The sequence below is a fragment of the Enterobacter sichuanensis genome, assembly GCF_002939185.1.
Taxonomy (GTDB): Bacteria; Pseudomonadota; Gammaproteobacteria; order Enterobacterales; family Enterobacteriaceae; genus Enterobacter; species Enterobacter sichuanensis.
On sequence record NZ_POVL01000061.1, the window covers coordinates 1 to 23,777 of the forward strand.

26 protein-coding genes and 1 other annotated feature are annotated in these 23,777 nt (G+C 54.0%); of the genes, 14 read left to right on the top strand and 12 right to left on the bottom strand.

Features of this window, described 5'->3' with window-relative positions:
• From C5687_RS25120 to ugd, 5 genes are all read left to right on the top strand, one after another.
• On the top strand, positions 1 to 219 hold a 219-nt coding region (locus C5687_RS25120), incomplete at its 5' end, for a hypothetical protein (RefSeq protein ID WP_238380501.1).
• A 12-nt stretch (positions 220 to 231) separates the two neighbouring features.
• On the top strand, positions 232 to 1,638 hold the full coding sequence (gene gndA / locus C5687_RS20740) for an NADP-dependent phosphogluconate dehydrogenase (RefSeq protein ID WP_025759323.1): 1,407 nt from the start codon (positions 232 to 234) through the stop codon (positions 1,636 to 1,638).
• 94 nt (positions 1,639 to 1,732) lie between these two features.
• Positions 1,733 to 2,818 (top strand): dTDP-glucose 4,6-dehydratase, encoded by a 1,086-nt coding sequence (rfbB, locus tag C5687_RS20745; RefSeq protein ID WP_104557729.1) that lies wholly within the window; start codon positions 1,733 to 1,735, stop codon positions 2,816 to 2,818.
• Positions 2,818 to 3,699 carry a glucose-1-phosphate thymidylyltransferase RfbA gene (gene rfbA, locus C5687_RS20750; protein ID WP_104557731.1) on the top strand — a complete coding sequence of 294 codons (882 nt, stop codon included), beginning with the start codon at positions 2,818 to 2,820 and terminating at the stop codon, positions 3,697 to 3,699. The genes rfbB and rfbA overlap by 1 nt, the downstream gene beginning before the upstream one ends.
• A gap of 228 nt (positions 3,700 to 3,927) precedes the next feature.
• A complete protein-coding gene (gene ugd, locus C5687_RS20755; protein ID WP_094919014.1) occupies positions 3,928 to 5,094 on the top strand; it encodes a UDP-glucose 6-dehydrogenase in 1,167 nt (388 codons plus the stop codon).
• A 51-nt stretch (positions 5,095 to 5,145) separates the two neighbouring features.
• On the opposite strand, the gene C5687_RS20760 is transcribed toward ugd, so the two are convergent.
• Positions 5,146 to 6,150 (bottom strand): NAD-dependent epimerase, encoded by a 1,005-nt coding sequence (locus C5687_RS20760; protein WP_104557732.1) that lies wholly within the window; start codon positions 6,148 to 6,150, stop codon positions 5,146 to 5,148.
• A 192-nt stretch (positions 6,151 to 6,342) separates the two neighbouring features.
• On the opposite strand from C5687_RS20760, the gene wzzB reads away from it, so the two are divergent.
• Positions 6,343 to 7,323 carry an LPS O-antigen chain length determinant protein WzzB gene (gene wzzB, locus C5687_RS20765; protein WP_104557734.1) on the top strand — a complete coding sequence of 327 codons (981 nt, stop codon included), beginning with the start codon at positions 6,343 to 6,345 and terminating at the stop codon, positions 7,321 to 7,323.
• A 42-nt stretch (positions 7,324 to 7,365) separates the two neighbouring features.
• Here the strand turns inward: wzzB and hisIE are convergent, their stop codons facing one another.
• From hisIE to hisL, 9 genes are all read right to left on the bottom strand, one after another.
• On the bottom strand, positions 7,366 to 7,977 hold the full coding sequence (hisIE, locus tag C5687_RS20770; RefSeq protein WP_025759316.1) for a bifunctional phosphoribosyl-AMP cyclohydrolase/phosphoribosyl-ATP diphosphatase HisIE: 612 nt from the start codon (positions 7,975 to 7,977) through the stop codon (positions 7,366 to 7,368).
• Positions 7,971 to 8,747 carry an imidazole glycerol phosphate synthase subunit HisF gene (gene hisF / locus C5687_RS20775; RefSeq protein ID WP_023330862.1) on the bottom strand — a complete coding sequence of 259 codons (777 nt, stop codon included), beginning with the start codon at positions 8,745 to 8,747 and terminating at the stop codon, positions 7,971 to 7,973. The genes hisIE and hisF overlap by 7 nt, the downstream gene beginning before the upstream one ends.
• Positions 8,729 to 9,466 (bottom strand): 1-(5-phosphoribosyl)-5-[(5-phosphoribosylamino)methylideneamino]imidazole-4-carboxamide isomerase, encoded by a 738-nt coding sequence (hisA, locus tag C5687_RS20780; RefSeq protein WP_095450354.1) that lies wholly within the window; start codon positions 9,464 to 9,466, stop codon positions 8,729 to 8,731. Before hisA ends, hisF begins: the two co-directional genes overlap by 19 nt.
• On the bottom strand, positions 9,466 to 10,056 hold the full coding sequence (hisH, locus tag C5687_RS20785; RefSeq protein ID WP_095450353.1) for an imidazole glycerol phosphate synthase subunit HisH: 591 nt from the start codon (positions 10,054 to 10,056) through the stop codon (positions 9,466 to 9,468). The genes hisA and hisH overlap by 1 nt, the downstream gene beginning before the upstream one ends.
• Entirely contained in the window at positions 10,056 to 11,123 is a 1,068-nt protein-coding gene (gene hisB, locus C5687_RS20790) for a bifunctional histidinol-phosphatase/imidazoleglycerol-phosphate dehydratase HisB (protein ID WP_025759311.1), read from the bottom strand. Before hisB ends, hisH begins: the two co-directional genes overlap by 1 nt.
• Complete coding sequence (gene hisC, locus C5687_RS20795) at positions 11,120 to 12,181, bottom strand: histidinol-phosphate transaminase (RefSeq protein WP_025759309.1); 1,062 nt, start codon at positions 12,179 to 12,181, stop codon at positions 11,120 to 11,122. Before hisC ends, hisB begins: the two co-directional genes overlap by 4 nt.
• Positions 12,178 to 13,482 (bottom strand): histidinol dehydrogenase, encoded by a 1,305-nt coding sequence (gene hisD / locus C5687_RS20800; protein ID WP_104557736.1) that lies wholly within the window; start codon positions 13,480 to 13,482, stop codon positions 12,178 to 12,180. The genes hisC and hisD overlap by 4 nt, the downstream gene beginning before the upstream one ends.
• Before the next feature lie 5 nt (positions 13,483 to 13,487).
• Complete coding sequence (hisG, locus tag C5687_RS20805; protein ID WP_000886595.1) at positions 13,488 to 14,387, bottom strand: ATP phosphoribosyltransferase; 900 nt, start codon at positions 14,385 to 14,387, stop codon at positions 13,488 to 13,490.
• A gap of 45 nt (positions 14,388 to 14,432) precedes the next feature.
• Positions 14,433 to 14,556 (bottom strand) — a sequence feature (His leader region).
• Positions 14,532 to 14,582: a his operon leader peptide gene (gene hisL / locus C5687_RS20810; RefSeq protein ID WP_001364200.1), complete on the bottom strand. Its 51-nt coding sequence runs from the start codon at positions 14,580 to 14,582 to the stop codon at positions 14,532 to 14,534. (Overlaps the previous feature by 25 nt.)
• 175 nt (positions 14,583 to 14,757) lie before the next feature.
• Here hisL and C5687_RS20815 point away from each other — a divergent pair, with 175 nt between their 5' ends.
• The 4 genes from C5687_RS20815 (at position 14,758) to plaP (ending at position 18,184) form a co-directional block, all read left to right on the top strand.
• Positions 14,758 to 15,582: an SDR family oxidoreductase gene (locus C5687_RS20815; protein WP_047959031.1), complete on the top strand. Its 825-nt coding sequence runs from the start codon at positions 14,758 to 14,760 to the stop codon at positions 15,580 to 15,582.
• A 42-nt stretch (positions 15,583 to 15,624) separates the two neighbouring features.
• The gene (locus tag C5687_RS20820) at positions 15,625 to 16,554 is read left to right on the top strand and encodes a LysR substrate-binding domain-containing protein (protein WP_047959030.1); all 930 of its coding nucleotides are present in this window, start codon (positions 15,625 to 15,627) and stop codon (positions 16,552 to 16,554) included.
• A gap of 219 nt (positions 16,555 to 16,773) precedes the next feature.
• On the top strand, positions 16,774 to 16,836 hold the full coding sequence (yoeI, locus tag C5687_RS20825) for a membrane protein YoeI (RefSeq protein ID WP_099458931.1): 63 nt from the start codon (positions 16,774 to 16,776) through the stop codon (positions 16,834 to 16,836).
• Entirely contained in the window at positions 16,826 to 18,184 is a 1,359-nt protein-coding gene (plaP, locus tag C5687_RS20830) for a putrescine/proton symporter PlaP (protein WP_014832589.1), read from the top strand. Before yoeI ends, plaP begins: the two co-directional genes overlap by 11 nt.
• A gap of 122 nt (positions 18,185 to 18,306) precedes the next feature.
• On the opposite strand, the gene sbcB is transcribed toward plaP, so the two are convergent.
• A complete protein-coding gene (gene sbcB / locus C5687_RS20835) occupies positions 18,307 to 19,743 on the bottom strand; it encodes an exodeoxyribonuclease I (protein ID WP_390889736.1) in 1,437 nt (478 codons plus the stop codon).
• A 198-nt stretch (positions 19,744 to 19,941) separates the two neighbouring features.
• On the opposite strand from sbcB, the gene dacD reads away from it, so the two are divergent.
• The 4 genes from dacD (at position 19,942) to C5687_RS20855 (ending at position 23,346) form a co-directional block, all read left to right on the top strand.
• The gene (gene dacD / locus C5687_RS20840; RefSeq protein WP_025759302.1) at positions 19,942 to 21,108 is read left to right on the top strand and encodes a serine-type D-Ala-D-Ala carboxypeptidase DacD; all 1,167 of its coding nucleotides are present in this window, start codon (positions 19,942 to 19,944) and stop codon (positions 21,106 to 21,108) included.
• Positions 21,109 to 21,227: 119 nt separating this feature from the next.
• Positions 21,228 to 21,701: a DNA gyrase inhibitor SbmC gene (gene sbmC / locus C5687_RS20845; RefSeq protein WP_025759300.1), complete on the top strand. Its 474-nt coding sequence runs from the start codon at positions 21,228 to 21,230 to the stop codon at positions 21,699 to 21,701.
• A gap of 92 nt (positions 21,702 to 21,793) precedes the next feature.
• Positions 21,794 to 22,852 carry an FUSC family protein gene (locus tag C5687_RS20850; protein ID WP_025759299.1) on the top strand — a complete coding sequence of 353 codons (1,059 nt, stop codon included), beginning with the start codon at positions 21,794 to 21,796 and terminating at the stop codon, positions 22,850 to 22,852.
• Between the two features lie 158 nt (positions 22,853 to 23,010).
• Positions 23,011 to 23,346, top strand: a complete 336-nt coding sequence (locus tag C5687_RS20855; RefSeq protein ID WP_008499467.1) for a DUF496 family protein — start codon at positions 23,011 to 23,013, stop codon at positions 23,344 to 23,346.
• A gap of 47 nt (positions 23,347 to 23,393) precedes the next feature.
• Here C5687_RS20855 and C5687_RS20860 read toward each other — a convergent pair whose 3' ends face one another.
• Positions 23,394 to 23,729, bottom strand: coding sequence for a gamma-glutamylcyclotransferase family protein (locus C5687_RS20860; protein ID WP_104557739.1), 336 nt, complete (start codon positions 23,727 to 23,729; stop codon positions 23,394 to 23,396).
• Between the last annotated feature and the right edge of the window lie 48 nt (positions 23,730 to 23,777).

Below are 23,777 nucleotides of genomic sequence, written 5' to 3' on the forward strand. Positions count from 1 at the left end.
CCGCGCCGACACCGCGCTGATGGAAGAGATGACGCAACAAATTTTGGCTTTGCTCTGGAAGTGAAAGTCTGCCGCCAGTTTACTTCTGGCGGGTTGACTTTGCTGGTGTTATGCAATCAGTGTGACATAGATCAGCAAAAGCTATTCATGTCACCTAATACTGAGTTAACATCTCAACCACATTTCAAGCCGCGCATAAGTCGCGGTGACCACACCTGACAGGAGTATGTAATGTCCAAGCAACAGATCGGCGTTGTCGGTATGGCAGTGATGGGGCGCAACCTGGCGCTCAACATCGAAAGCCGTGGTTATACCGTCTCCGTATTCAACCGCTCCCGTGATAAGACCGAAGAAGTCATCGCTGAGAACCCAGGTAAGAAACTGGTTCCTTTCTATACGGTTAAAGAGTTTGTTGAGTCCCTGGAAACGCCTCGTCGTATCCTGTTAATGGTGAAAGCGGGTGCAGGTACCGATGCTGCTATCGACTCCCTGAAACCTTACCTGGACAAAGGCGACATCATTATTGATGGCGGTAACACCTTCTTCCAGGACACCATCCGTCGTAACCGTGAACTGTCTGCCGAGGGCTTCAACTTCATCGGTACCGGTGTTTCCGGTGGTGAAGAGGGTGCGCTGAAAGGCCCATCCATCATGCCGGGTGGCCAGAAAGAAGCGTACGAGCTGGTCGCTCCTATCCTGACTAAAATCGCCGCTGTCGCGGAAGATGGCGAGCCGTGTGTGACCTATATCGGCGCAGATGGTGCAGGCCATTACGTGAAGATGGTTCACAACGGTATCGAATACGGCGACATGCAGCTGATCGCTGAAGCGTATTCGCTGCTGAAAGGCGGCCTGAACCTCTCCAACGAAGAACTTGCTGAGACCTTCAGCGAGTGGAACAAAGGCGAGTTGAACAGCTACCTGATCGACATCACCAAAGATATCTTCACCAAGAAAGATGAAGAAGGTAAATACCTGGTTGATGTGATTCTGGATGAAGCAGCAAACAAAGGTACCGGTAAATGGACCAGCCAGAGCTCTCTGGATCTGGGTGAACCGCTGTCTCTGATCACCGAATCCGTATTCGCTCGCTACATCTCTTCTCTGAAAGAGCAGCGCGTGGCGGCATCCAAAGTGCTGTCTGGTCCGCAGGCCAAACCAGCCGGCGACAAAGCCGAGTTCGTTGAGAAAGTGCGTCGCGCACTGTACCTGGGCAAAATCGTTTCTTACGCACAGGGCTTCTCTCAGCTGCGTGCGGCATCAGACGAAAACAACTGGGATCTGAACTACGGCGAAATCGCGAAGATTTTCCGTGCGGGCTGCATCATTCGTGCGCAGTTCCTGCAGAAAATCACTGATGCCTATGCGGAAAACGCAGGTATCGCGAACCTGCTGCTGGCGCCATACTTCAAGAAAATTGCAGACGAATACCAGCAGGCGCTGCGTGATGTGGTTGCTTACGCTGTACAGAACGGTATTCCGGTTCCAACCTTCTCCGCTGCAGTGGCCTATTACGACAGCTACCGTGCTGCCGTTCTGCCTGCCAACCTGATTCAGGCTCAGCGTGACTACTTCGGTGCGCATACCTACAAACGCACTGATAAAGAAGGTGTGTTCCACACCGAATGGCTGGATTAATCTGAATTAGTTGTTGCCATTCTATCAAGCCCGGTAGCGATACCGGGCTTTTTTATCCCGCCCAATCCACTCACTTTTTAACGGAATAGATCGCGTGAAAATTCTTGTTACTGGTGGGGCCGGTTTTATTGGCTCCGCGGTTATCCGACACATTATTCGCAATACTCGAGATAGCGTAGTTAACGTTGATAAATTGACCTATGCCGGTAACCTGGAGTCCCTGCGAGAAGTCAGCGATAACGCACGTTACGTATTTGAACATGCTGATATTTGTGACAAAGCGGCAATGGAGCGCATTTTTGCCGCTCATCAGCCGGATGCTGTAATGCATCTGGCGGCGGAAAGCCATGTCGATCGTTCTATAACCGGTCCGGCGGCGTTCATTGAAACCAATATTGTCGGTACCTACGTCCTGCTGGAAACCTGCCGCGCTTACTGGTCTTCACTGGATAACGCGGCAAAAGCAGCGTTCCGTTTTCATCATATTTCAACGGATGAAGTGTATGGTGATTTACCTCATCCTGATGAGCAAACTGATTCTGCGCCATTACCGCTTTTTACAGAAACCACGTCATACGCACCGAGTAGCCCTTACTCCGCCTCCAAAGCATCCAGCGATCATTTAGTCCGGGCGTGGATCCGTACTTACGGCTTGCCAGCAATAGTCACTAACTGCTCAAACAACTATGGACCTTTCCACTTCCCGGAAAAATTAATCCCGCTGGTTATTCTTAATGCCATTGAGAACAAATCGTTACCGATTTACGGGAAGGGCGATCAAATTCGCGACTGGCTGTACGTGGAAGATCACGCCCGCGCGCTTTATACCGTTCTGACAACAGGCAAACCCGGCGAAACGTATAATATCGGTGGTCACAACGAGAAGAAAAATATTGAGGTTGTACACACCATTTGCGACTTGCTGGATGAAATCGTTCCGAAGGAAAAATCATATCGTGAGCAGATAACCTATGTCGCAGATCGGCCTGGCCACGACCGCCGTTATGCTATAGATGCGCATAAAATTAGCCGTGAACTTGGCTGGACACCCAGGGAAACATTTGAAAGCGGTATACGTAAAACAGTTGAGTGGTATTTAAACAATTCGGAATGGGTCTCGAATGTTAAAAGTGGCGCCTATAAGAGCTGGATTGAACAGAATTATGGGGAGCGCAAGTAATGGCGAAGCGTAAAGGTATTATCTTAGCGGGTGGCTCGGGCACTCGTCTTTATCCCGTCACAATGGCAGTGAGTAAGCAGTTGTTGCCCATCTATGACAAGCCGATGATCTACTATCCGCTTTCAACGCTGATGCTTGCTGGTATCAAAGATATTCTTATCATTAGTACACCGCAGGATACCCCTCGTTTTGAGCAACTTCTGGGTGATGGCAGCCAGTGGGGGTTACACCTGCAATATAAGATACAGCCGAGTCCGGACGGTTTAGCTCAGGCGTTTATTCTTGGCGAAGAGTTTATCGGCGAGGACAATTGTGCGCTGGTTTTAGGCGATAATATTTTCTATGGACACGATCTTCCTCGATTGCTAGAGGGTGCCGCCAGCCAGGAAGATGGGGCGACCGTATTTGCCTATCATGTCAGCGATCCAGAACGTTACGGCGTGGTTGAGTTCGACAAAGAGGGTACAGCGATAGGTCTTGAAGAAAAACCTCAGCAGCCAAAAAGTAACTATGCCATAACGGGCCTCTATTTTTACGATAACGATGTCATTGAGATGGCGAAGAGCTTAAGCCCTTCAGCGCGGGGCGAACTGGAAATAACCGATATCAACCGGCTTTATATGCAGCAGGGAAGATTATCCGTTGCGATGATGCGACGCGGTTATGCATGGCTGGATACGGGGACGCACCAGAGCATGATTGAGGCAAGTAACTTCATCGCCACTATTGAAGAGCGTCAGGGTTTGAAAGTGTCTTGTCCCGAAGAGATTGCATTCCGCAGAGGCTTCATTGATGCCGAACAACTTCGTGCACTTGCAGAGCCTTTGAAAAAGACCGGCTATGGGCAATACCTGCTCAATCTGACTAAGGGATTAGTCTGATTTGAACCTGCTTGTGATAAACTCTGCGGCATCGTGAAAAAGCGCAATGTTGCTGGATGAAAGGCGCTTTGAGCCCTGTTCAGGCAACCCCCATTCAGGAGGAAGTGCGTTTATCCGCCCAGGGATAACCTTGACAGTGAAATAGCGTTAGCGATAAAAAACCACCAGTTAATCATTGTGGTGACTGTTTGAATGTCACCAGAAACTCATACTGAAGAAGCCAAACGAATGAAAATAACCATTTCCGGAACAGGCTATGTTGGCCTTTCAAACGGTATCCTGATTGCGCAGAACCACGAAGTGGTTGCGCTGGATATCGTGCAGGCCAAAGTGGACATGCTTAACCAGAAGAAGTCCCCAATTGTCGATAAAGAGATCCAGGAGTATCTGGCGAACAAGCCGCTGAATTTCCGTGCAACCACCGATAAAGAAGACGCCTATCGTGATGCGGATTTCGTTATCATCGCGACACCAACGGACTACGATCCAAAAACCAACTACTTCAACACCTCTACGGTGGAAGCGGTGATCAAAGACGTTATCGCGATTAATCCAAAAGCGGTGATGGTTATTAAATCGACTATTCCGGTAGGTTTCACAAAATCTATTAAAGAGAAGTTCGGTATTGATAATATCTTTTTCTCGCCAGAGTTCCTGCGTGAGGGAAGGGCGCTGTACGATAACCTGCATCCTTCTCGTATCGTTATTGGCGAGCGTTCAGCGCGCGCAGAGCGTTTTGCCGCACTGCTTCAGGAAGGTGCCGTTAAGAAGGATATTCCGGTACTGTTCACCGACTCCACTGAAGCCGAGGCGATTAAGCTCTTTGCAAACACCTACCTTGCCATGCGCGTTGCCTACTTTAACGAGCTGGACAGCTACGCAGAAAGCCTTGGTCTGAACAGCCGTCAGATTATTGAAGGCGTCTGCCTGGATCCACGTATCGGAAATCACTATAACAACCCGTCATTTGGTTATGGCGGTTATTGCCTGCCAAAAGACACGAAGCAGCTGCTGGCCAACTATCAGGCTGTACCGAACAACCTGATTTCGGCGATCGTTGACGCTAACCGTACGCGTAAAGATTTCATCTCAGATTCTATTCTTGCGCGTCAGCCTAAAGTCGTCGGCGTGTATCGTCTGATCATGAAGAGCGGTTCCGATAACTTCCGTGCCTCTTCCATTCAGGGCATCATGAAGCGTATTAAGGCGAAAGGGGTTCAGGTTATTATTTATGAACCAGCGATGCAGGAAGATGAGTTTTTCCACTCTCGCGTGATTCGCGATCTGGATGCATTCAAGCAGGAAGCGGACGTGATTATCTCTAACCGCATGGCGGAAGAGCTGGCGGACGTGGCGGATAAAGTCTATACCCGCGATCTGTTCGGAAGCGATTGATAGCTTCTAACACGCATAAAAAACCCGGCAACATGGCCGGGTTTTTTATTTTCAGACCTTGTAGAAAGCGCGATACCAGTCGACAAAGTTTTTCACCCCGTCTTTGACTGAGGTCTGCGGTTTAAAGCCAATAACGTCATACAACGCTTTCGTATCCGCGCTGGTTTCCAGCACGTCACCCGGTTGAATCGGCATCATGTTTTTCTCTGCTTTTTTGCCGAGTGCTTCTTCCAGCGCCGTAATGTAATCCATGAGCTCGACCGGAGAGCTGTTACCAATGTTGTAAACGCGATAAGGCGCGGAGCTGGTTGCCGGGGAACCGGTCTCAACTGTCCAGTCTGCATCGGCCTGAGGAATGACATCCTGCAGACGAATAATGGCTTCAGCGATGTCGTCAATGTAAGTGAAGTCACGCTTCATCTTACCGTAGTTGTAAACATCGATGCTTTTGCCTTCAATCATCGCTTTGGTGAACTTAAACAGCGCCATATCCGGACGGCCCCACGGGCCATATACGGTAAAGAAACGCAGGCCAGTGGTCGGCAGGTTATACAGATGGGAATAGGTATGCGACATCAGCTCATTGGCTTTTTTGGTCGCCGCATACAGTGACACCGGGTGGTCTACGGAGTCGTCAGTGGAGAACGGCATCTTGCGGTTCAGACCATAAACGGAGCTTGATGAAGCATACAGCAGGTGCTGTACCTTGTTATGACGACACCCTTCCAGCACGTTGAGGTGACCCACCAGGTTGGCGTCCGCATAGGCGTGCGGGTTTTCAAGAGAGTAGCGAACCCCTGCCTGTGCAGCCAGATGGATGACGCGATCGAATTTTTCGCTGGCAAACAGCGCCGCCATCCCCTCACGATCGGCTAACTCCATCTTGTGGAAGGTTAATTTTGCTGATTTGAGCAGTTCCAGACGTGCCAGCTTAAGGTTCACATCATAGTAGTCATTGAGATTATCAATCCCGACGACCTGGTGTCCGGCGTCCAGTAAGCGTTTGCTGACATGAGAACCGATAAACCCTGCCGCGCCCGTAACCAAAAATTTCATATCTTCCCTCGTTAACTTTTCTATCTCGTCGATGCCTGCAGCATCAGAATTGCTATATGATAGCGCGTTGGCTGCGAGTTACATAACCCATCTTTCCGATATAACTCATCGGATTCTGATAGAAAAATCGCTGGCAACAGATACACTATGTAAACATCACTATTTTTGCCCTTTATATCTGTTAGGGATTGTATGACGCAGAACAACAATACTCCGATTAATAGCGGTAATGATCCGGAGCAAATTGATTTACTTGATTTAGTTCTACAGCTGTGGCGTGGAAAGCGGGTAATTGGCGCTTTTGTTGCTGCTTTTATTGTCCTGACGGGTATTTATATCACTGTCGCAAAAGAGAAATGGACCTCTTCCGCGATCATTTCTCAGCCAGATGCGGCGCAGATTGCCACTTATGCTAACGCACTGAATATCCTTTACGGCGGCGCAGCGCCCTCAATGTCGGATATCCAAAACCGTGCAATTAGCCGTTTCAATTCCTCATTTTCTGCTTTAGCCCAGGCGCTCGAAAACCAGGAAGAACCTGAGAAACTGACCATCGATACTACCGTTAAGGGTCAACCGCTGCCGTTAAGCGTCTCCTACCAGGGGGAATCTGCAGACGCGGCGCAAAAGCAGCTGGCACAGTATATTCAACAGGTCGACGAGCAAACGGCGAAGGAACTCGCGCTTGACCTTAAAGATAACATCAAGCAGCAGATCGCTACGCTAAATGACTCTCTGGAAAACCAGGAGAAGGTGGCTCAGGAGCAGAAAGATCTGCGTATCAAGCAGATCACGGAAGCGCTCAAGAATGCTGAAGCGGCGAAAATTACCACTCCGCGGATCCAGCAAACTCAGGACGTTACCCAGGAAACCATGTTCCTGCTGGGCAGCGACGCGCTGAAATCGATGATTAATAACGAAGCTTCTCGCCCGCTGGTGTTCTCCTCGGCTTACTATCAGACCAAACAAAACTTACTGGATATCGAGAAGTTGAACGTGAAGCCGGATACCATCCATGTGTATCGTTACGTCATGAAGCCGGATCTCCCTATCCGACGTGATAGCCCGAAAAAGGCAATTGCGTTAATTCTGGCAGTCCTGCTTGGTGGACTTATCGGTTCTGGTGTGGTTCTGGGCCGCAACGCGCTGCGAAACTACAAACCCAAAGCCTGATTCACCGCAGATAAAAAAAACCGGGGAATTTCCCCGGTTTTTTTATTTATGCCGCTTACGAAGATTTTCTATCACCGCCGTTAAATCCAGCTCCTGATCCTGCAGCAGTACCAGCAGGTGATACATCAAATCCGACGCTTCATTGGTCAGCTCCTCGCGGTCATGTACCGTGGCGGCCAGCGCGGTTTCAACGCCTTCCTCACCCACCTTCTGCGCAATACGCTTGGTGCCGCTGGCGTACAGCTTCGCGGTATAGGAGCTTTCAGGATCCGCTGTTTTACGCTCAGCCAATAACTGTTCCAGTTGATACAGGAACAACCACTGGTGGCTTGCCTCACCGAAGCAACTGCTGGTGCCTTTATGGCAGGTCGGGCCAATCGGATTGGCCAGTACCAGCAGGGTGTCGTTATCGCAGTCAGGCGTAATGTTGACCACATTCAGGAAATGGCCCGAGGTTTCACCCTTGGTCCACAGACGCTGTTTCGTGCGGGAGTAAAAGGTCACTTTGCCGCTGTCGAGTGTTTTTGCCAGCGCGTCCTGGTTCATATACCCCAGCATCAGCACTTCGCCTGAAACCGCATGCTGCACAACCACCGGCAGTAATCCGTCGGTTTTTTCCCAGTCCAGCTGTGCCTGTTGTTGCTCTGTTAACATACCCTGATCTCCACGCCCTGGTCGGCCAGGTACGTTTTTAACTCACCAATATTGATAATCTGTTTGTGGAACACGGAGGCGGCCAGCGCGCCATCCACGTTCGCGTCGCGGAAGGCTTCCAGGAAGTGCTCCATGGTGCCCGCGCCGCCGGAGGCAATCAGCGGTACGTGGCAGACCGCACGGACTTTTTTCAGTTGCTCAAGGTCATACCCGTTACGCACACCGTCCTGGTTCATCATGTTCAACACGATTTCGCCCGCGCCGCGCTTCTGCACTTCCTGCACCCAGTCGAGCGTCTCCCACTGCGTCACACGCGTCCGGCTCTCATCGCCGGTATACTGGTTGACGTGATATTTACCCGTAGCGGCGTCATACCAGGTGTCGATTCCCACGACAATACACTGCACGCCAAAGCGATCGGCGAGACGGGTAATCAGCTCCGGGTCGGCCAGGGCAGGGGAGTTGATGGAGATCTTGTCGGCACCAAACGAGAGAATTTTGGCGGCGTCGTCAGCGGACTTAATCCCGCCCGCCACGCAGAAGGGGATATCAATCACTTCCGCCACGCGCGCGACCCAGCTTTTGTCCACCACGCGGCCATCGCTGGAGGCGGTGATATCGTAAAATACCAGCTCATCTGCGCCTTCATCGGCATAGCGTTTTGCCAGCGGGACGATATCGCCGATGATCTCGTGGTTGCGGAACTGCACGCCTTTTACCACCTGGCCGTCACGCACGTCCAGGCAAGGGATTATCCGTTTTGCCAGCATTGAATCGCCTCCGTCACAGTAAATTTTCCTTCCAGCAGGGCCCGGCCCACAATTACGCCCTTCACACCGGTCCCGCGCAGCGCGGCGATATCGGCTAAGCCACCGATGCCGCCAGATGACTGGAACGCCACCTGCGGATAACGGGCGCAGACTTCCTCATATAACGAAACGTTGGAACCAGCCAGCGTGCCGTCGCGGGAGATATCCGTGCACAGCACGTGCTTCAGGCCAACGGGCAAATACATCTCGACCAGCGCTTCCAGCGTCACGCCGGAATTTTCCTGCCAGCCGCTGACCGCCACCTGTTTATTACCCTGTTCATCAATGCGCACGTCCAGCGCCAGTACCAGCGCATCGGCACCAAAACGACGGAACCAGCCTTTTACGGTCTCAGGATCTTTCACCGCGGTTGATCCGACCACCACACGCGCCACGCCTGCCTCCAGCAGTGCTGCGACGTCGTCTTCCGTACGCACGCCGCCGCCAACCTGGACGGGCACATCAACACCGGCAACCAGGTTTTTCAGCAGGGGGATCTGGCGTTTCGCCGGATCTTTCGCGCCGGTCAAATCCACAAGATGCAGGACCTGCGCACCCTGGGCGGCATACTCCTGCAGGCGCGGCAGCGGGTCGTTCCCGTAGTCGCGCTGCTGCCCGTAATCACCCTGATGGAGACGGACAACCGTGCCGTCAATTAAATCTAAAGCGGGAATAATCATCACATCTCCAGAAAGTTTTTCAGCAGCTGCGCGCCCGCTGCGCCAGAGCGCTCCGGGTGAAACTGTACGCCGAAGAAATTGTCTTTCTGCACGGCCGCAGTGAACGCCTCGCCGTAGTTGCACTGGGCGATCGTATTCGCGTTCACCGGCATGGCGTAGCTGTGCACGAAGTAGAAATATGCCCCGTCTTCAATGCCGCGGAACAGGCGGTCGCCCGCTTTGGCGTAGACGCGGTTCCAGCCCATGTGCGGCAGAGGCAGGCCGTGGTCGGCCATTTTCGGCACGTCTTCGTCGATAATGCCCAGCAGGTCAACGCCGTTACTCTCTTCGCTGCGACGTCCCAGAAGCTGCATGCCTAAGCAAATCCCCAGCACCGGCTGAGTACAGGCCTTGATCAGATCGACCAGCTCGCGCGAGTGGATCTGGTCCATCGCCGCCTGCGCGGTGCCAACCCCCGGAAGGAATAACTTATCGGCGCGCAGCACCACGTCCGGGTCACGGCTCACCACCGGCTCGTAGCCGTGGCGGGTGATGGCCGACTTTACGGAGTTCAGGTTGGCGCATCCGGTATCCAGAATCACCACATTCATTACAGCACTCCTTTCGATGAAGGCAGGGCGTCACCTTCCACGCGGATCGCCTGGCGAAGGGTACGGCCGAAGGCCTTGAAGAGACTCTCTACGCGGTGGTGGTCGTTCTTGCCCTTGGTCTTCAGGTGCAGCGTCAGGCCCATGGTGTAGGACAGTGAGCGGAAGAAGTGCTCCACCATTTCGGTGCTCAGATCGCCCACGCGCTGGTAGTTGAAGTCTGCTTTATATTCCAGGTGCGGACGTCCGGAGATATCCATGGCGCAGCGTGCCAGGCATTCGTCCATCGGCAAAACGAAGCCAAAACGGTTAATACCGCGCTTATCGCCGAGTGCCAGCTTCAGCGCTTCACCCAGCGCCAGGCCGGTATCTTCCACGGTGTGGTGATCGTCAATGTACAGGTCGCCTTTGACCGTGATCTCCATGCGGAAACCGCCGTGGGTGGCAATCTGGTCCAGCATGTGGTCGAAGAAACCGACGCCGGTGTGGATCTTGCTGCCGCCTTCACGGTCCAGCCAGACCTTCACGTCAATCTGCGTCTCTTTGGTGTTACGCTCAACGTGGGAATAGCGGTCACGTTTGGTCAGCTGCTCGCCAATCATCGCCCAGTTAAGGTTGTTGCGGTCATAACGCAGCCCCGCGATACCCATGTTTTCCGCCAGCGTGATATCGGTGATGCGATCGCCGATGACGTAGCTGTTGGTTTTATCCAGCACATCTTCCGCCAGATAGCGCTCTACCAGCTTCACTTTTGGCTTACGGCAGTCGCACTCATCGGCTGGCATGTGCGGGCAAATCAGCACCTCATCAAAGACCACGCCCTGAGAGGTGAGCACCTGCATCATCAGATTATGCGGGCCGTCAAAATCCGCCTGCGGGAAGCTGTCGGTACCCAGACCGTCCTGGTTGGTGATCATCACCAGCTTAAAGCCTGCTTTTTGCAGCTTCAGCAGCACCGGGATCACGTCGGGTTCAAAAGCCAGCTTGTCGAAACGATCGACCTGAAAATCGGCTGGTGGCTCCGAAATAAGGGTGCCGTCACGATCGATAAAAAGGATCTTCTGGGTCATACTTTCTCCGCTTTCAGGGCGTCAATCACGCGCTGGCTCTCTGCGCGAGTGCCTACGGTAATGCGCAGGCAACCGCTCAGGGAAGGTTGTTTATTCTGGTCTCGTAAGATAATGCCCTGATCCCATAAAGATTTAAATACGGCGCTGGAAGCGGTGAAGCGCACCAGAATGTAGTTGGTTTCCGAGTCAAAGACCTGCTCCACGCAAGGAATCTCTTTCAGGGCGGTCACCAGATACTGACGCTCCTCAAGGATCTGCGCCACACGTTCGCGCATCGCGTTGATCCCCTGTGGGGTCAGCGCCTGGGCCGCAATGTCGGCAACCGGCGTGGAAAGCGGGTACGGGGCGATCACTTTCAGCAGCAGGTCGATGACTTCTTTATTCGCCAGGGTAAATCCGCAGCGCAGACCCGCGAGGGCGAAGGCTTTCGACAGCGTACGCAGTACCACCAGGTGTGGATACTCTTCCAGCCAGCCTGCCAGCGTCGCCTGCGGGCAGAACTCGATGTAGGCTTCGTCGGCCACCACCAGAGCTTTACCGCGGGTCATCTCCAGCAGGGTACGGATATCCTGCGGGTTAATAATCTGCCCGGTCGGGTTGTTTGGGCTGCAGACAAACACCACTTTTACGCCGTCGAGATTGTCGGCAATGCCCTGCAGATCCAGCTGCCAGTTCTCCAGAGAGAGCACGTTACGGCACGCCACGCCGAAGGTTTCTGCGCTGACGCTGTACATGCCGTAGGTCGGCTGGCAGTACATCACCGCATCTTTACCCGGCTCGCAGAACGCGCGGATCAGCAGTTCAATACCCTCGTCGGCTCCGCGGCTGACCAGCACCTGCTCTGGCTTCACCCCTGCGTACTGCGCGTAGTTCTCAATGACCGCTTTCGGCTGACACTCCGGATAACGGTTAAGCGTCTGCTGCGACAGCTCAAACTGCACCGCGGTCGGGAATTCGTTGGCGTTCAGCCAGACATCCCCTTTGCCCCCCAGACGGCGTGCAGACTGGTAAGGCGTCAGGCGACGGACATTTTCGCGGGCTAATTCTTCAATGTTCATGCTTGCTCCTTCAGGGCTGCAACGCGCAGCGTAACGGCATTTTTGTGAGCGGTCAGGCGCTCGGCGGCGGCCAGCGTCTCAATGGTGGATGCCAGTGAGGCAAACCCTTCGCGGGAGAGTTCCTGCACGGTCATGCGTTTCTGGAAATCCGCCAGGCCCAGGCTGGAACAGGTTGAGGTATAGCCATACGTCGGCAGAACGTGGTTGGTGCCGGAGGCGTAATCGCCAGCGGATTCCGGAGACCAGTCGCCGAGGAACACCGAGCCTGCGCTGGTGATGCTGTCGACCAGCTCGCGCGCGTTACGGGTCTGAATAATCAGGTGCTCCGGGCCGTACTGGTTGGAGATGGCAATGCACTGCGCCAGATCGCGCGCCACAATCAGGCGGCTGGCCGCTAACGCCTGGCGTGCCGTGTCGGCGCGGGGCAGGTCGGCAAGCTGGCGCTCGACGGCTTCGCCAACGCGCGTGGCCATATCGGCATCCGGAGTCAGGAGGATCACCTGCGAGTCCGGGCCGTGTTCCGCCTGGGAAAGCAGGTCAGACGCCACGAAATCTGGCGTTGCGCCGCTGTCAGCAATCACCAGCACTTCAGACGGGCCGGCAGGCATGTCAATGGCCGCGCCGTCCAGACGCTGGCTGACCTGGCGCTTGGCTTCGGTCACGAAGGCATTACCCGGGCCAAAAATTTTGTCGACCTTCGGAATGGATTCGGTGCCAAACGCCAGGGCAGAGATCGCCTGCGCGCCGCCCACTTTATACACCGCCTGCACACCGCACAGTTTTGCCGCGTAGAGAATTTCATCGGCAATGGGCGGTGGGGAGCAGAGCACCACTTTCTGGCAACCGGCGATGCGCGCCGGGGTGGCCAGCATCAGGACGGTGGAGAACAGGGGAGCCGAACCGCCGGGAATATAGAGCCCCACAGACGCGACCGGACGGGTTACCTGCTGACAACGCACGCCGGGCAGGGTTTCGACATCCACGGCCTGCAGCTTCTGCGCGGTGTGGAAGGTATCGATGTTTTTCACCGCGACGGCCATCGCCTGCTTGATGTCATCCCCCAGACGATTGCTGGCATCCAGGATTTCCTGCTCGGTCACCCTCAATGCGCCGACGTCCGTCTTATCAAATTTTGCGCTGTATTCACGCAGCGCGTCATCGCCACGGGCTTTGACATTATCCAGGATCTCCGCCACGGTGCGTGAGATGCTCTCGGAAGCGGAAATCGCCGGGCGCATCAGCAGCTCGCGCTGTTGCGCGTCGCTACAGGTATTCCAGTCGATGATTGTGTTAAAGCTCATGGCCGTTACTCCATCATCTTCTCAATTGGCAGCACCAGGATGGAGCTTGCCCCCAGCGCCTTCAGTTTTTCCATGGTTTCCCAGAACAGGGTTTCGCTGCTCACCATGTGCATCGCGACGCGCTGCTGATCGCCCGCCAGCGGCAGAATGGTCGGGCGCTCAGCGCCTGGCAGCAGGGCAATCACCTCATCCAGACGCTCGGTCGGAGCGTGCATCATGATGTATTTGGATTCACGCGCCTGAATCACGCCCTGAATACGGGTCAGGAGTTTGTCGATCAGCTGTTGCTTGGCATCGGCCATCTCGCCGTCACGCTGGATCAGGCATGCTTTGGAGCGGTAGATCACTTCCACTTCGCGCAGGCCGTTCGCTTCCAGCGTCGCGCCGGTGGAGACCAGGTCACAGATGGCGTCCGCCAGACCCGCGCGCGGGGCCACTTCAACTGAGCCGTTCAGCAGACAGGATTTAAACTGCACGCCTTTCTGGTCCAGGTAACGCTTTAACAGGTGGGGGTAAGATGTGGCGATACGTTTGCCGTTCAGCGCGGCCGGGCCGTCCCAGGCTTCATCAACCGGCGTCGCCAGCGACAGGCGGCAACCGCCGAAATCCAGACGACGCAGGGTGAAGTAACGCGGATCTTCCCCTTGCGCACGGCGGGTCAGCAGCTCTTCTTCCAGCACGTTTTCACCGATGATGCCAAGGTCAACGACGCCATCCATGACCAGGCCGGGAATATCGTCATCACGCACGCGCAGAATGTCGATGGGCATGTTTTCAGCCAGAGCAATCAGGCGCTGGGTGTGCAGGTTGATTTTAATCCCGCAGCGGGCCAGCAGTTCGCGTGAATCGTCACTTAAACGGCCTGATTTTTGAATAGCTATGCGTAAGCGTGAGTTATCTAACATTCTTTATTCCTCGTTAACCTGTTTTAACCTGTCTGAATTCGGTCCAAAAAAAAGCCCCCGGAAGAAGATCTTCCGGGGGCTTTCTCATGCGTTCATGCACCACTGGAAGATCCAAACGTCTTCCAGCACACATCGCCTGAAAGACTAGTCAGGATGATGGTGATGATGGTGGTGTTTAAATTGAACGCGTGTCATATAAATTCTCGATGAATGCTTATTCATTTGATGTCTTTTAACCTAAACCAGTTGTGCGACATATTGCAAGGGCTTTTTTTGATCATTAATTCATTTCATATTGATGCTATGAATTGTGTGTTCTGCCGGGCTGGCGTAGCCTTATGAAAGAAGAGTGAGAGTCAGGAGAATTCGCATGAAAAAGGTCGCGATTGTCGGTTTAGGGTGGCTGGGAATGCCGCTGGCGATGTCATTAGCCGCAAAAGGCTGGCAGGTGACCGGAAGCAAAACCACAGCGGATGGGGTCGAGGCAGCGCGCATGTGCGGTATTGATGGCGTTGAGCTGCGTCTTGAGCCGGAGCTGATATGTGATGCTGACGATCTGGACACGCTGATGAACGTCGATGCGCTGGTGATCACCTTACCCGCCCGGCGTAGCGGGCCGGGTGAGTCATTTTATCTGCAGGCGATGCAGGAGATTGTCGACAGCGCGCTGGCGCACCATGTTCCCCGCATTATTTTTACCAGTTCGACCTCTGTCTATGGCGAGGTGGAAGGCGTCGTAAAAGAGACTTCCGAGCGCCGTCCCGTGACTGTGAGCGGGCAGGTTCTGAAAGAGCTGGAAGACTGGCTGCATAATCTGCCCGGTACGCAGGTTGATATCGTGCGTCTGGCGGGACTGGTTGGACCCGGGCGCCATCCGGGACGTTTTTTTGCCGGTAAGTCTGCGCCAGACGGTCAGCATGTCGTCAATCTGGTGCATTTAGACGATGTGATTGCCGCGATTGAACTGCTCTTACAGGCTCCAAAAGGTGGACACATCTATAATATATGTGCACCGTCTCATCCGACGCGCAGCACGTTTTACCCGCTGATGGCACGTCAGTTGGGTCTGGCTCCGCCGGTTTTTGGTGAAGCAAAGGATGGTGGTAAAGGCAAAGTTGTTGATGGCAATCGCATTTGTCATGAGCTGGGGTTTGAGTATCAGTATCCCGATCCGCTGGTGATGCCCATGGAATAAGTCCCGCAGCGGAGACGATCGCACACCAGAAGGGGGGCGAGCATGAAACCGCTGCTGGATGTTCTAATTATTCTGGATGCACTGGAAAAAGAGGGGAGCTTTGCGGCTGCGTCGGCAAAGCTCTTCAAAACCCCTTCCGCGCTGAGCTACACCGTTCAAAAGCTGGAAAGCGATCTCAATATTCAGATCCTCGATCGCTCCGGGCATCGCGCGCGGTTCACCCGTACCGGACAAATGCTGCTGGAAAAAGGACGTGAAGTCCTCCATACCGTGCGTGAACTGGAAAAACAGGCCATTAAGCTTCACCAGGGGTGGGAAAACGAGCTGGTGATTGGCGTGGATGATACCTTTCCCTTTTCTCTCCTGACGCCGCTAATTGAGGCCTTCTACCAGCACCACAGCGTGACCCGGCTTATTTTCATCAATGGCGTGCTGGGCGGATCCTGGGATGCCTTAACCCAGGGCAGGGCAGACATTTTTGTTGGCGCACTCCATGAGCCTCCCCAGTTGAGTGATTTTGGTTTTGCCCGCCTGGGCGTGCTGGAGCAGGTCTTCGCCGTGGCGCCCCATCATCCGCTGGCGCAGGAGCCTGAACCTATAAACCGGCGCGTGATTAAGGGTTACCGCGCAATAGTGGTTGGGGACAGTTCGCGTCCGGAATGTGCGGTTTCCTCGCAACTGCTTGATGAACAGGAAGCAATTACCGTTTTTGACTTTAAAACCAAACTGGAGCTGCAGATAAGCGGTCTGGGTTGCGGCTATTTACCCCGCTATCTGGCGCAGCGCTTTATCGATAGCGGTGCGCTTGTTGAAAAACAGGTACTTGCTCAAAACAGCAACGAATCGGTGTGGGTGGGCTGGAATGAACAGACCGCCGGGCTGGCCAGTGCCTGGTGGCGGGACGAAATTTTAGCAAATAGTGCTATCGCTGCTGTTTATGCGCAGGGCAGTGTCGAGAAATCAGCCAGTTAGAAAAAAGAAAATGACCCGCTGCGTTGCAAAGTATTGCCTTTTGTATCCGATGTGGGGCAAAATGCCGCCGCTGCAACCAAATGAATAATCGACGATATAAAAGGCGTCGGTTATTTTTTTTTGCATGTACGAAACGAAACTAAAAACCAAGAGGCCGGGCTTCGTACCGGATAGATATTTACTAAAATCCGACAGTTGTTGTCGCTGAGGAAGAAAGAAATGGGGCAATTTTTCGCTTACGTGGCGGTTATCACCGTAAAGGAGAATAACTATGTCGCATAACGCAACTCCAAACACCTCTCGCGTGGAATTACGTAAAACGCTTACGTTGATTCCGGTTGTCATGATGGGTCTGGCCTATATGCAACCAATGACGCTGTTTGATACATTCGGTATCGTATCAGGCCTCACTGACGGTCATGTGCCGACGGCTTACGCCTTCGCGCTGGTGGCGATCCTCTTTACCGCGCTGAGCTACGGTAAACTGGTGCGTCGCTATCCGTCTGCGGGTTCCGCCTACACCTATGCCCAGAAATCCATCAGCCCGACAGTAGGCTTTATGGTGGGCTGGTCTTCGCTGCTCGACTATCTGTTCGCGCCGATGATCAACATTCTGCTGGCAAAAATCTATTTTGAAGCGCTGGTGCCGTCGATTCCATCCTGGATGTTCGTCGTGGCGCTGGTGGCCTTTATGACCGCCTTTAACCTGCGCAGCATTAAGTCTGTCGCCAACTTTAACTCCGTTATTGTTGTGCTTCAGGTTGTGCTGATTGCCGTTATTCTTGGCATGGTGATCTACGGTGTGTTCCACGGCGAAGGCGCGGGTACGCTGGCGAGCAGCAAGCCGTTCTGGTCTGGTGATGCGCATGTGATCCCGATGATTACCGGGGCGACCATTCTCTGCTTCTCCTTTACCGGTTTTGACGGGATCAGCAACCTGTCTGAAGAAACCAAAGATGCAGAGCGCGTGATCCCGCGTGCTATCTTCCTGACGGCGCTGATTGGTGGTCTGATCTTTATCTTCTCGACCTATTTCCTGCAGCTGTACTTCCCGGATATCTCCCGCTTCAAGGATCCGGATGCGTCTCAGCCGGAAATTATGCTCTATGTGGCGGGTAAAGCGTTCCAGGTTGGCGCGCTGATCTTCTCCACCATCACTGTACTGGCGTCCGGTATGGCCGCTCATGCAGGCGTTGCGCGTCTGATGTACGTTATGGGTCGTGATGGCGTATTCCCGAAAAGCTTCTTCGGCTACGTTCACCCAACCTGGCGTACCCCGGCGATGAACATCATCCTGGTGGGTGCTATTGCGCTTCTGGCAATCAACTTTGACCTGGTGATGGCAACGGCGCTGATTAACTTCGGTGCGCTGGTGGCGTTCACCTTTGTTAACCTGTCGGTTATCTCTCAGTTCTGGATCCGTGAAAAGCGTAACAAAACGCTGAAAGATCACTTCCAGTATCTGTTCCTGCCGATGTGTGGTGCGCTGACCGTAGGCGCGCTGTGGGTTAACCTGGAAGAGAGCTCAATGGTGCTTGGCCTGATCTGGGCGGGTATCGGCCTGGTTTATCTGGCCTGCGTCACGAAGAGCTTCCGTAACCCGGTTCCGCAGTACGAAGACGTCGCGTAATACTGTGTCGGGTGGCGGCTACGCCTTACCCGACCTACAAAACCCGTAGGTCCGCGTAAGCGCAGCGCCAACGGGCAAAAAAAAGCCGGAGACATCGCCTCCGGCTTTTTCATACCCATCGATCAAACTATCTCTTGCGCGTACTGGAACAGAGATTTCAACAGTGCCTGTTTCTCAGCATTCCCTTCATACTGGCCGTAAAGCATCTCCAGCTCCTGTGCATAGCTGTGCAGGTACTCTGGCGTAAACACGTTGCGACGATGCTCCAGCCAGCGTTCCTGTTCCGCTTCATCCAGCGTGCCGGGGAAGTTACGCGCCCGGTAATTAAACATCAGTTTTTCGATGCGTTTATCGGCGAAAGTGATATCCAGCGCCGGTAAGTTACGCGGCTCGGTTTGCAGAACGATGTTCATGGCCGCGCGATCGGCATCGCTGAAGAACCCATTGTACAGCTGAGCATCCACGTTTTCAGACGGCACGAACGGCTCGGCTTCTGCAAAAATGGCCACCACTTTCTCCCGCACCTGCGGATTTTCACGCAGCACTTTCAGGTTATCGAGGCAGTGCTGGCGGTTAATGCCCAGCCTGTCCGCATCTTCCGGTCGCAGCGTATTCGCCTGCGCCAGGACCGGACATTTATTGATATGCACCAGTTTGACCGGTACCGCAGGCAGATCGCCGAGCTCATTTTTCGGCGTGTACAGCCGCTCGCGCAGGGTATCGCTGTCGAGCTCCAGCAGCGGTGAAATATCACCGGCTAAATCCACCATGATGACCGCATTACGGTTGTCCGGATGCCACGCCAGCGGGGCAACCCAGCTGGTATTGCCGCGCCAGGCCCCAAACATGCCGGAAATATGCACCAGGGGTTTCATCTGCGGTACGTCGATAAGGGTCATGAGTTTCTGCTTGTTGCGATGGCTCAGCAGATACTCAAACAGCCGGGGCTGTGCAGTTTTCACCAGTTTCGCCATGGCAATGGTGGCGTAGACGTCCGCCATCGCGTCGTGGGCATTGCTGTGCTCAATGCCGTTGGCACGCGTCAGGTGCTCCAGTCGGAAGCTGGGGAGTCCTTCTTCATTTTCTGGCCAGTTGATGCCTTCAGGACGCAGCGCGTAGCAGGCGCGCATGATGTCGAGCAAATCCCAGCGCGAATTGCGGTTCTGCCAGCTCCAGGCATAGGGATCGTAGAAGTTGCGATAGAAGATGTTGCGCGTCACTTCATCATCAAAACGGATGTTGTTGTAACCCACCACGCAGGTATGGGGAACGGTAAACAGATCGTGGATGCGGCGGGCGAACTCTGCCTCGCTAACGCCTTTCTCCCGCGCTTCCTGAGGGGTGATCCCGGTGACCATCACCGCGCCGGGCTGAGGCAGATAGTCATCCGCGGGTTTGCAGTAAAAAACCTCAGGCTCGCCAATGATGTTGAATTCGTCGTCGGTGCGGATGGCGGCAAACTGCGCCGGTCGATCCAGCGCCGGGTGTGTGCCAAAGGTTTCATAGTCGTGGAATAAAAAAGTCGGGCGTGCGGCAGAGTCAGACACCAGTAATACCATCCTGTTAAAAATTGACGTCACTATGGTAAACGATCGTGCGGGTCAGACCGAATAAAAAGCGCCGCCGTGTTGCAAATTTGCGCGTCGTCTTCAGAGAGAAATATGCGTTCTGTCACATTTTTTTGCAATTAAGCCAGGTAACGACAGCGGAACTCCCGTAAAAAGGTCATCGATTTTTAATGACCTGAGGATATGCCGTTGAAACGCCGTCTGTTTATTGCTGTTTCTTTACTCGCTTCGAGTGTCTCATCTGCCTTTGCGGCCGAACCACTGGATTTTTCGCCGCAGCCTCCGGCCATTCAGGCGGGCTCCTGGGTGCTGATGGATTACACGACTGGTCAGATCTTAACGGCGGGCAACGAACATCAACAACGTAATCCGGCGAGCCTGACCAAGCTGATGACGGGCTATGTGGTGGATCGGGCCATTGACAGCCATCGTATCTCGCCGGACGACATTGTCACCGTTGGGCGTGATGCGTGGGCCAAAGGGAACCCGGTTTTTGACGGATCGTCGCTCATGTTCCTGAAAGAGGGCGATCGTGTCTCCGTACGCGATTTAAGCCGCGGTCTGATTGTCGATTCCGGTAACGACGCCTGCGTGGCGCTGGCCGATCACGTGGCGGGCGGTCAGCCGCAGTTTGTGAAGATGATGAATGACTATGTGCAAAAGCTGAACCTGCGTGATACGCACTTTGAAACCGTCCACGGGCTGGATGCGCCGGGCCAGCACAGTTCGGCCTACGATTTGGCCGTCCTCTCCCGGGCCATCATCCACGGCGAGCCTGAGTTTTACCATATGTACAGCGAAAAGAGCCTTACCTGGAACGGGATCACCCAGCAAAACCGCAACGGTCTGCTGTGGGATAAAACCATGAACGTGGACGGGCTGAAAACGGGGCACACCTCGGGGGCGGGCTTTAACCTGATTGCGTCTGCCGTTGACGGTCAGCGTCGTTTGATTGCCGTGGTAATGGGCGCGGACAGCCCGAAAGGGCGTGAGGACCAGGCCCGGAAACTCCTGCACTGGGGGCAGCAGAATTTCGATACCGTCCAGATCCTGCATAACGGTAAAAAGGTGGGGACAGAGCGAATCTGGTACGGCGATAAAGAACAGGTGAAACTGGGCACCGACCAGGACTTCTGGCTGGCCCTGCCGAAAGCGGAAGTGCCAAACATCAAAGCTAAGTACGTGCTGGACAAAAAAGAGCTGGAAGCACCGATTGCCGCGCATCAGCGGGTCGGGGAGATCCAGCTCTATGATCGCGACAAAGTGGTGGCGCACTGGCCGCTGGTGACGCTGGAAGCCGTTGATAAAGGCGGCATGTTCTCCCGCCTGAGCGATTATCTGCATCACGCTCTTTAAGTGCCGTTGAGCAGACTGGCAGGGTTGCGAGTCTGCTCACATAATAAACACTTCACGTTTGCTGAACCCGCATAATCCGCTTTATAGTGTATAAATATACAGTGATAAATGGAGGCAGCATGGACTACAGCATTAAGCAGCAACAGAAACGTAAGATTGCCGGTTTTCATTTGGTCGGGCCGTGGGAACATACGGTAAAACAGGGCTTTGAACAGCTGGTGATGTGGGTGGACGGGCGTCACATTCAGCCGCTGGAGTGGGTTGCGGTCTACTACGACAACCCGGATGAGGTCCCGGCAGAAAAATTGCGCTGTGATACGGCCGTCACGGTGCCGGACGATTTCATCATTCCGGAAAACAGTGAAGGCGTCATGATGACGGAAATCGCGGGTGGGGACTATGCTGTGGCAACGGCCCGCGTGGAAAACTACGACTTCGCGACGCCGTGGTATCAGTTCTTCAATTCCCTGTTGCAGGACAATAAATACCAGATGGCGCTCAAACCCTGCTTCGAGCGCTATCTCAATGACGGCAATGCAGACGGCTACTGGGATATTGAGATGTTTATCGCGGTGGAGCACAAACCCGTTTAAGCTTGTTAAATGAAGGGTTTTTCAGCCGGGAGCGATCCGCCCGGCTGAAAACACAGTACAATTGTGATTTGCCGTGTAGCTGGAGAGCGGGTGTGCGTCCCGACAAATCATTAACCCCTTTTGAAATTCGGTTATACAAACACTACCGCGTGGTGCATGGGTGTCGCATTGCGCTGGCGTTCGTATTGACGTTTGTACTGGTCCGTTTGCTGGATATCCCGGAAGGGACGTGGCCGCTGATCACGCTGGTGGTGGTGATGGGGCCCATCTCGTTTTGGGGAAACGTCGTCCCACGCGCCTTCGAGCGAATTGGTGGGACCGTGTCAGGCTCGGCACTTGGGCTTATCGCCCTGAAGCTGGAGCTTATTTCGTTTCCGGTCATGCTGGCATGGTGTGGTGCCGCCATGTTCCTGTGCGGCTGGCTGGCGCTGGGCAAAAAGCCATATCAGGCATTGCTGATTGGTATTACTCTCGCGGTGGTGGTCGGCGCCCCTGCCGGGGATATGACTACCGCGCTCTGGCGAAGCGGGGATGTTATCCTCGGTTCACTGCTGGCCATGCTCTTCACCGGTATCTGGCCGCAGCGCGCTTTCTTGCACTGGCGTATTCAGATGGCCAACTATGTGACCGCATTTAACCGCGTCTATCAGGCCGGTTTTTCTCCAAACCTGGTTGAACGTCCCCGGCTGGAAAAGCATCTGCAAACTATCCTCAACGACGTGGTCAAAATGCGCGGTCTGATCACGCCCGCCAGCAAGGAAACCCATATTCAGAAAGCGATTTTCGAAGCCATCCAGACGGTAAGCCGCAATCTGGTGTGCATGCTGGAGCTGCAAATCAATGCGCACTGGGCCTCGCGCCCCAGCCACCTGTTGATGCTTAACGCGCAGACCCTCAAAGAGACTCAGATGATGACGCAGCAAACGCTGTTGACCATCGCTCATGCGCTCTACGAAGGCAACCCGCAGCCGATCCTGGCGAACAGCGAACGTCTCAACGAAATCGTGGCGGAGCTGAAGCTGCTGATCAACGAGCGTCAGAGCGATAACGTGGCAGAAACGCCGATTCACGGTTATGTCTGGCTGAGCATGGAGCTGGCGCGACAGCTCGAGCTGTTATCGCACCTGATTTGCCGGGCGCTGCGCAAATAAAAGGCGTATGTGACGCCTGCTGCTTCGATTCAGCAGCAATTGGGGTTATGATAGCTTTAAACGATATAGCCATTGTCATTCGCAGCCGCTGTCAGTAAGGTTATTGTTACAACGGTTGCTTTAACGAATCCGAATCTCACATTATCAGGGGTGTAAAAATGGAAACTACCAAGCCTTCGTTCCAGGATGTTCTGGAATTCGTCCGCCTGTTCCGCCGCAAAAACAAGCTGCAGCGTGAAATCCAGGACGTTGAGAAGAAGATCCGTGACAACCAGAAACGTGTTCTGCTTCTCGACAACCTGAGCGACTACATCAAGCCGGGTATGAGCGTTGAAGCTATTCAGGGCATCATCGCCAGCATGAAGAGCGACTATGAAGACCGCGTTGATGACTACATCATCAAAAACGCTGAGCTGTCCAAAGAGCGCCGTGACATCTCTAAGAAGCTGAAAGTGATGGGCGAAATCAAAAACGGCGAAGCAAAAAGCGAGTAATCGCAACGAATCGTGAAAAAGGCTCTCTGGTGACAGAGAGCCTTTTTTTATGATTCAGAACGCGGCTGAAGCTGATAAATCCAGGCATTTACCCGTTTACCTTCATGGGTCGTCACCATCACCTCAACCCGATCGTAGCCGTCTTCAAATTCATCCAGCATTGGCCAGTGTGTGGCAAGGTTATCAGAGATAAACAGATAGCCTTCAACGCGGGGGCCATCCGGGTGGAGCACGATCCCCGGGAAATCAGCTGCAGCGCCCCAGCCGCGTTCGTAAAACGTGCCGCATACAAAGCCGGGCAGCCATTCGCCGCCGATGTTTTCCAGAATATGCGCATTAGAGTGGCCCGGGCGCAGCGTGCCGTAGACAAACAGAGCGTTCATTTTCCCTCATCCGCAAAGCAAAAAGCCTGCTTTAAAAGCAGGCTTTTT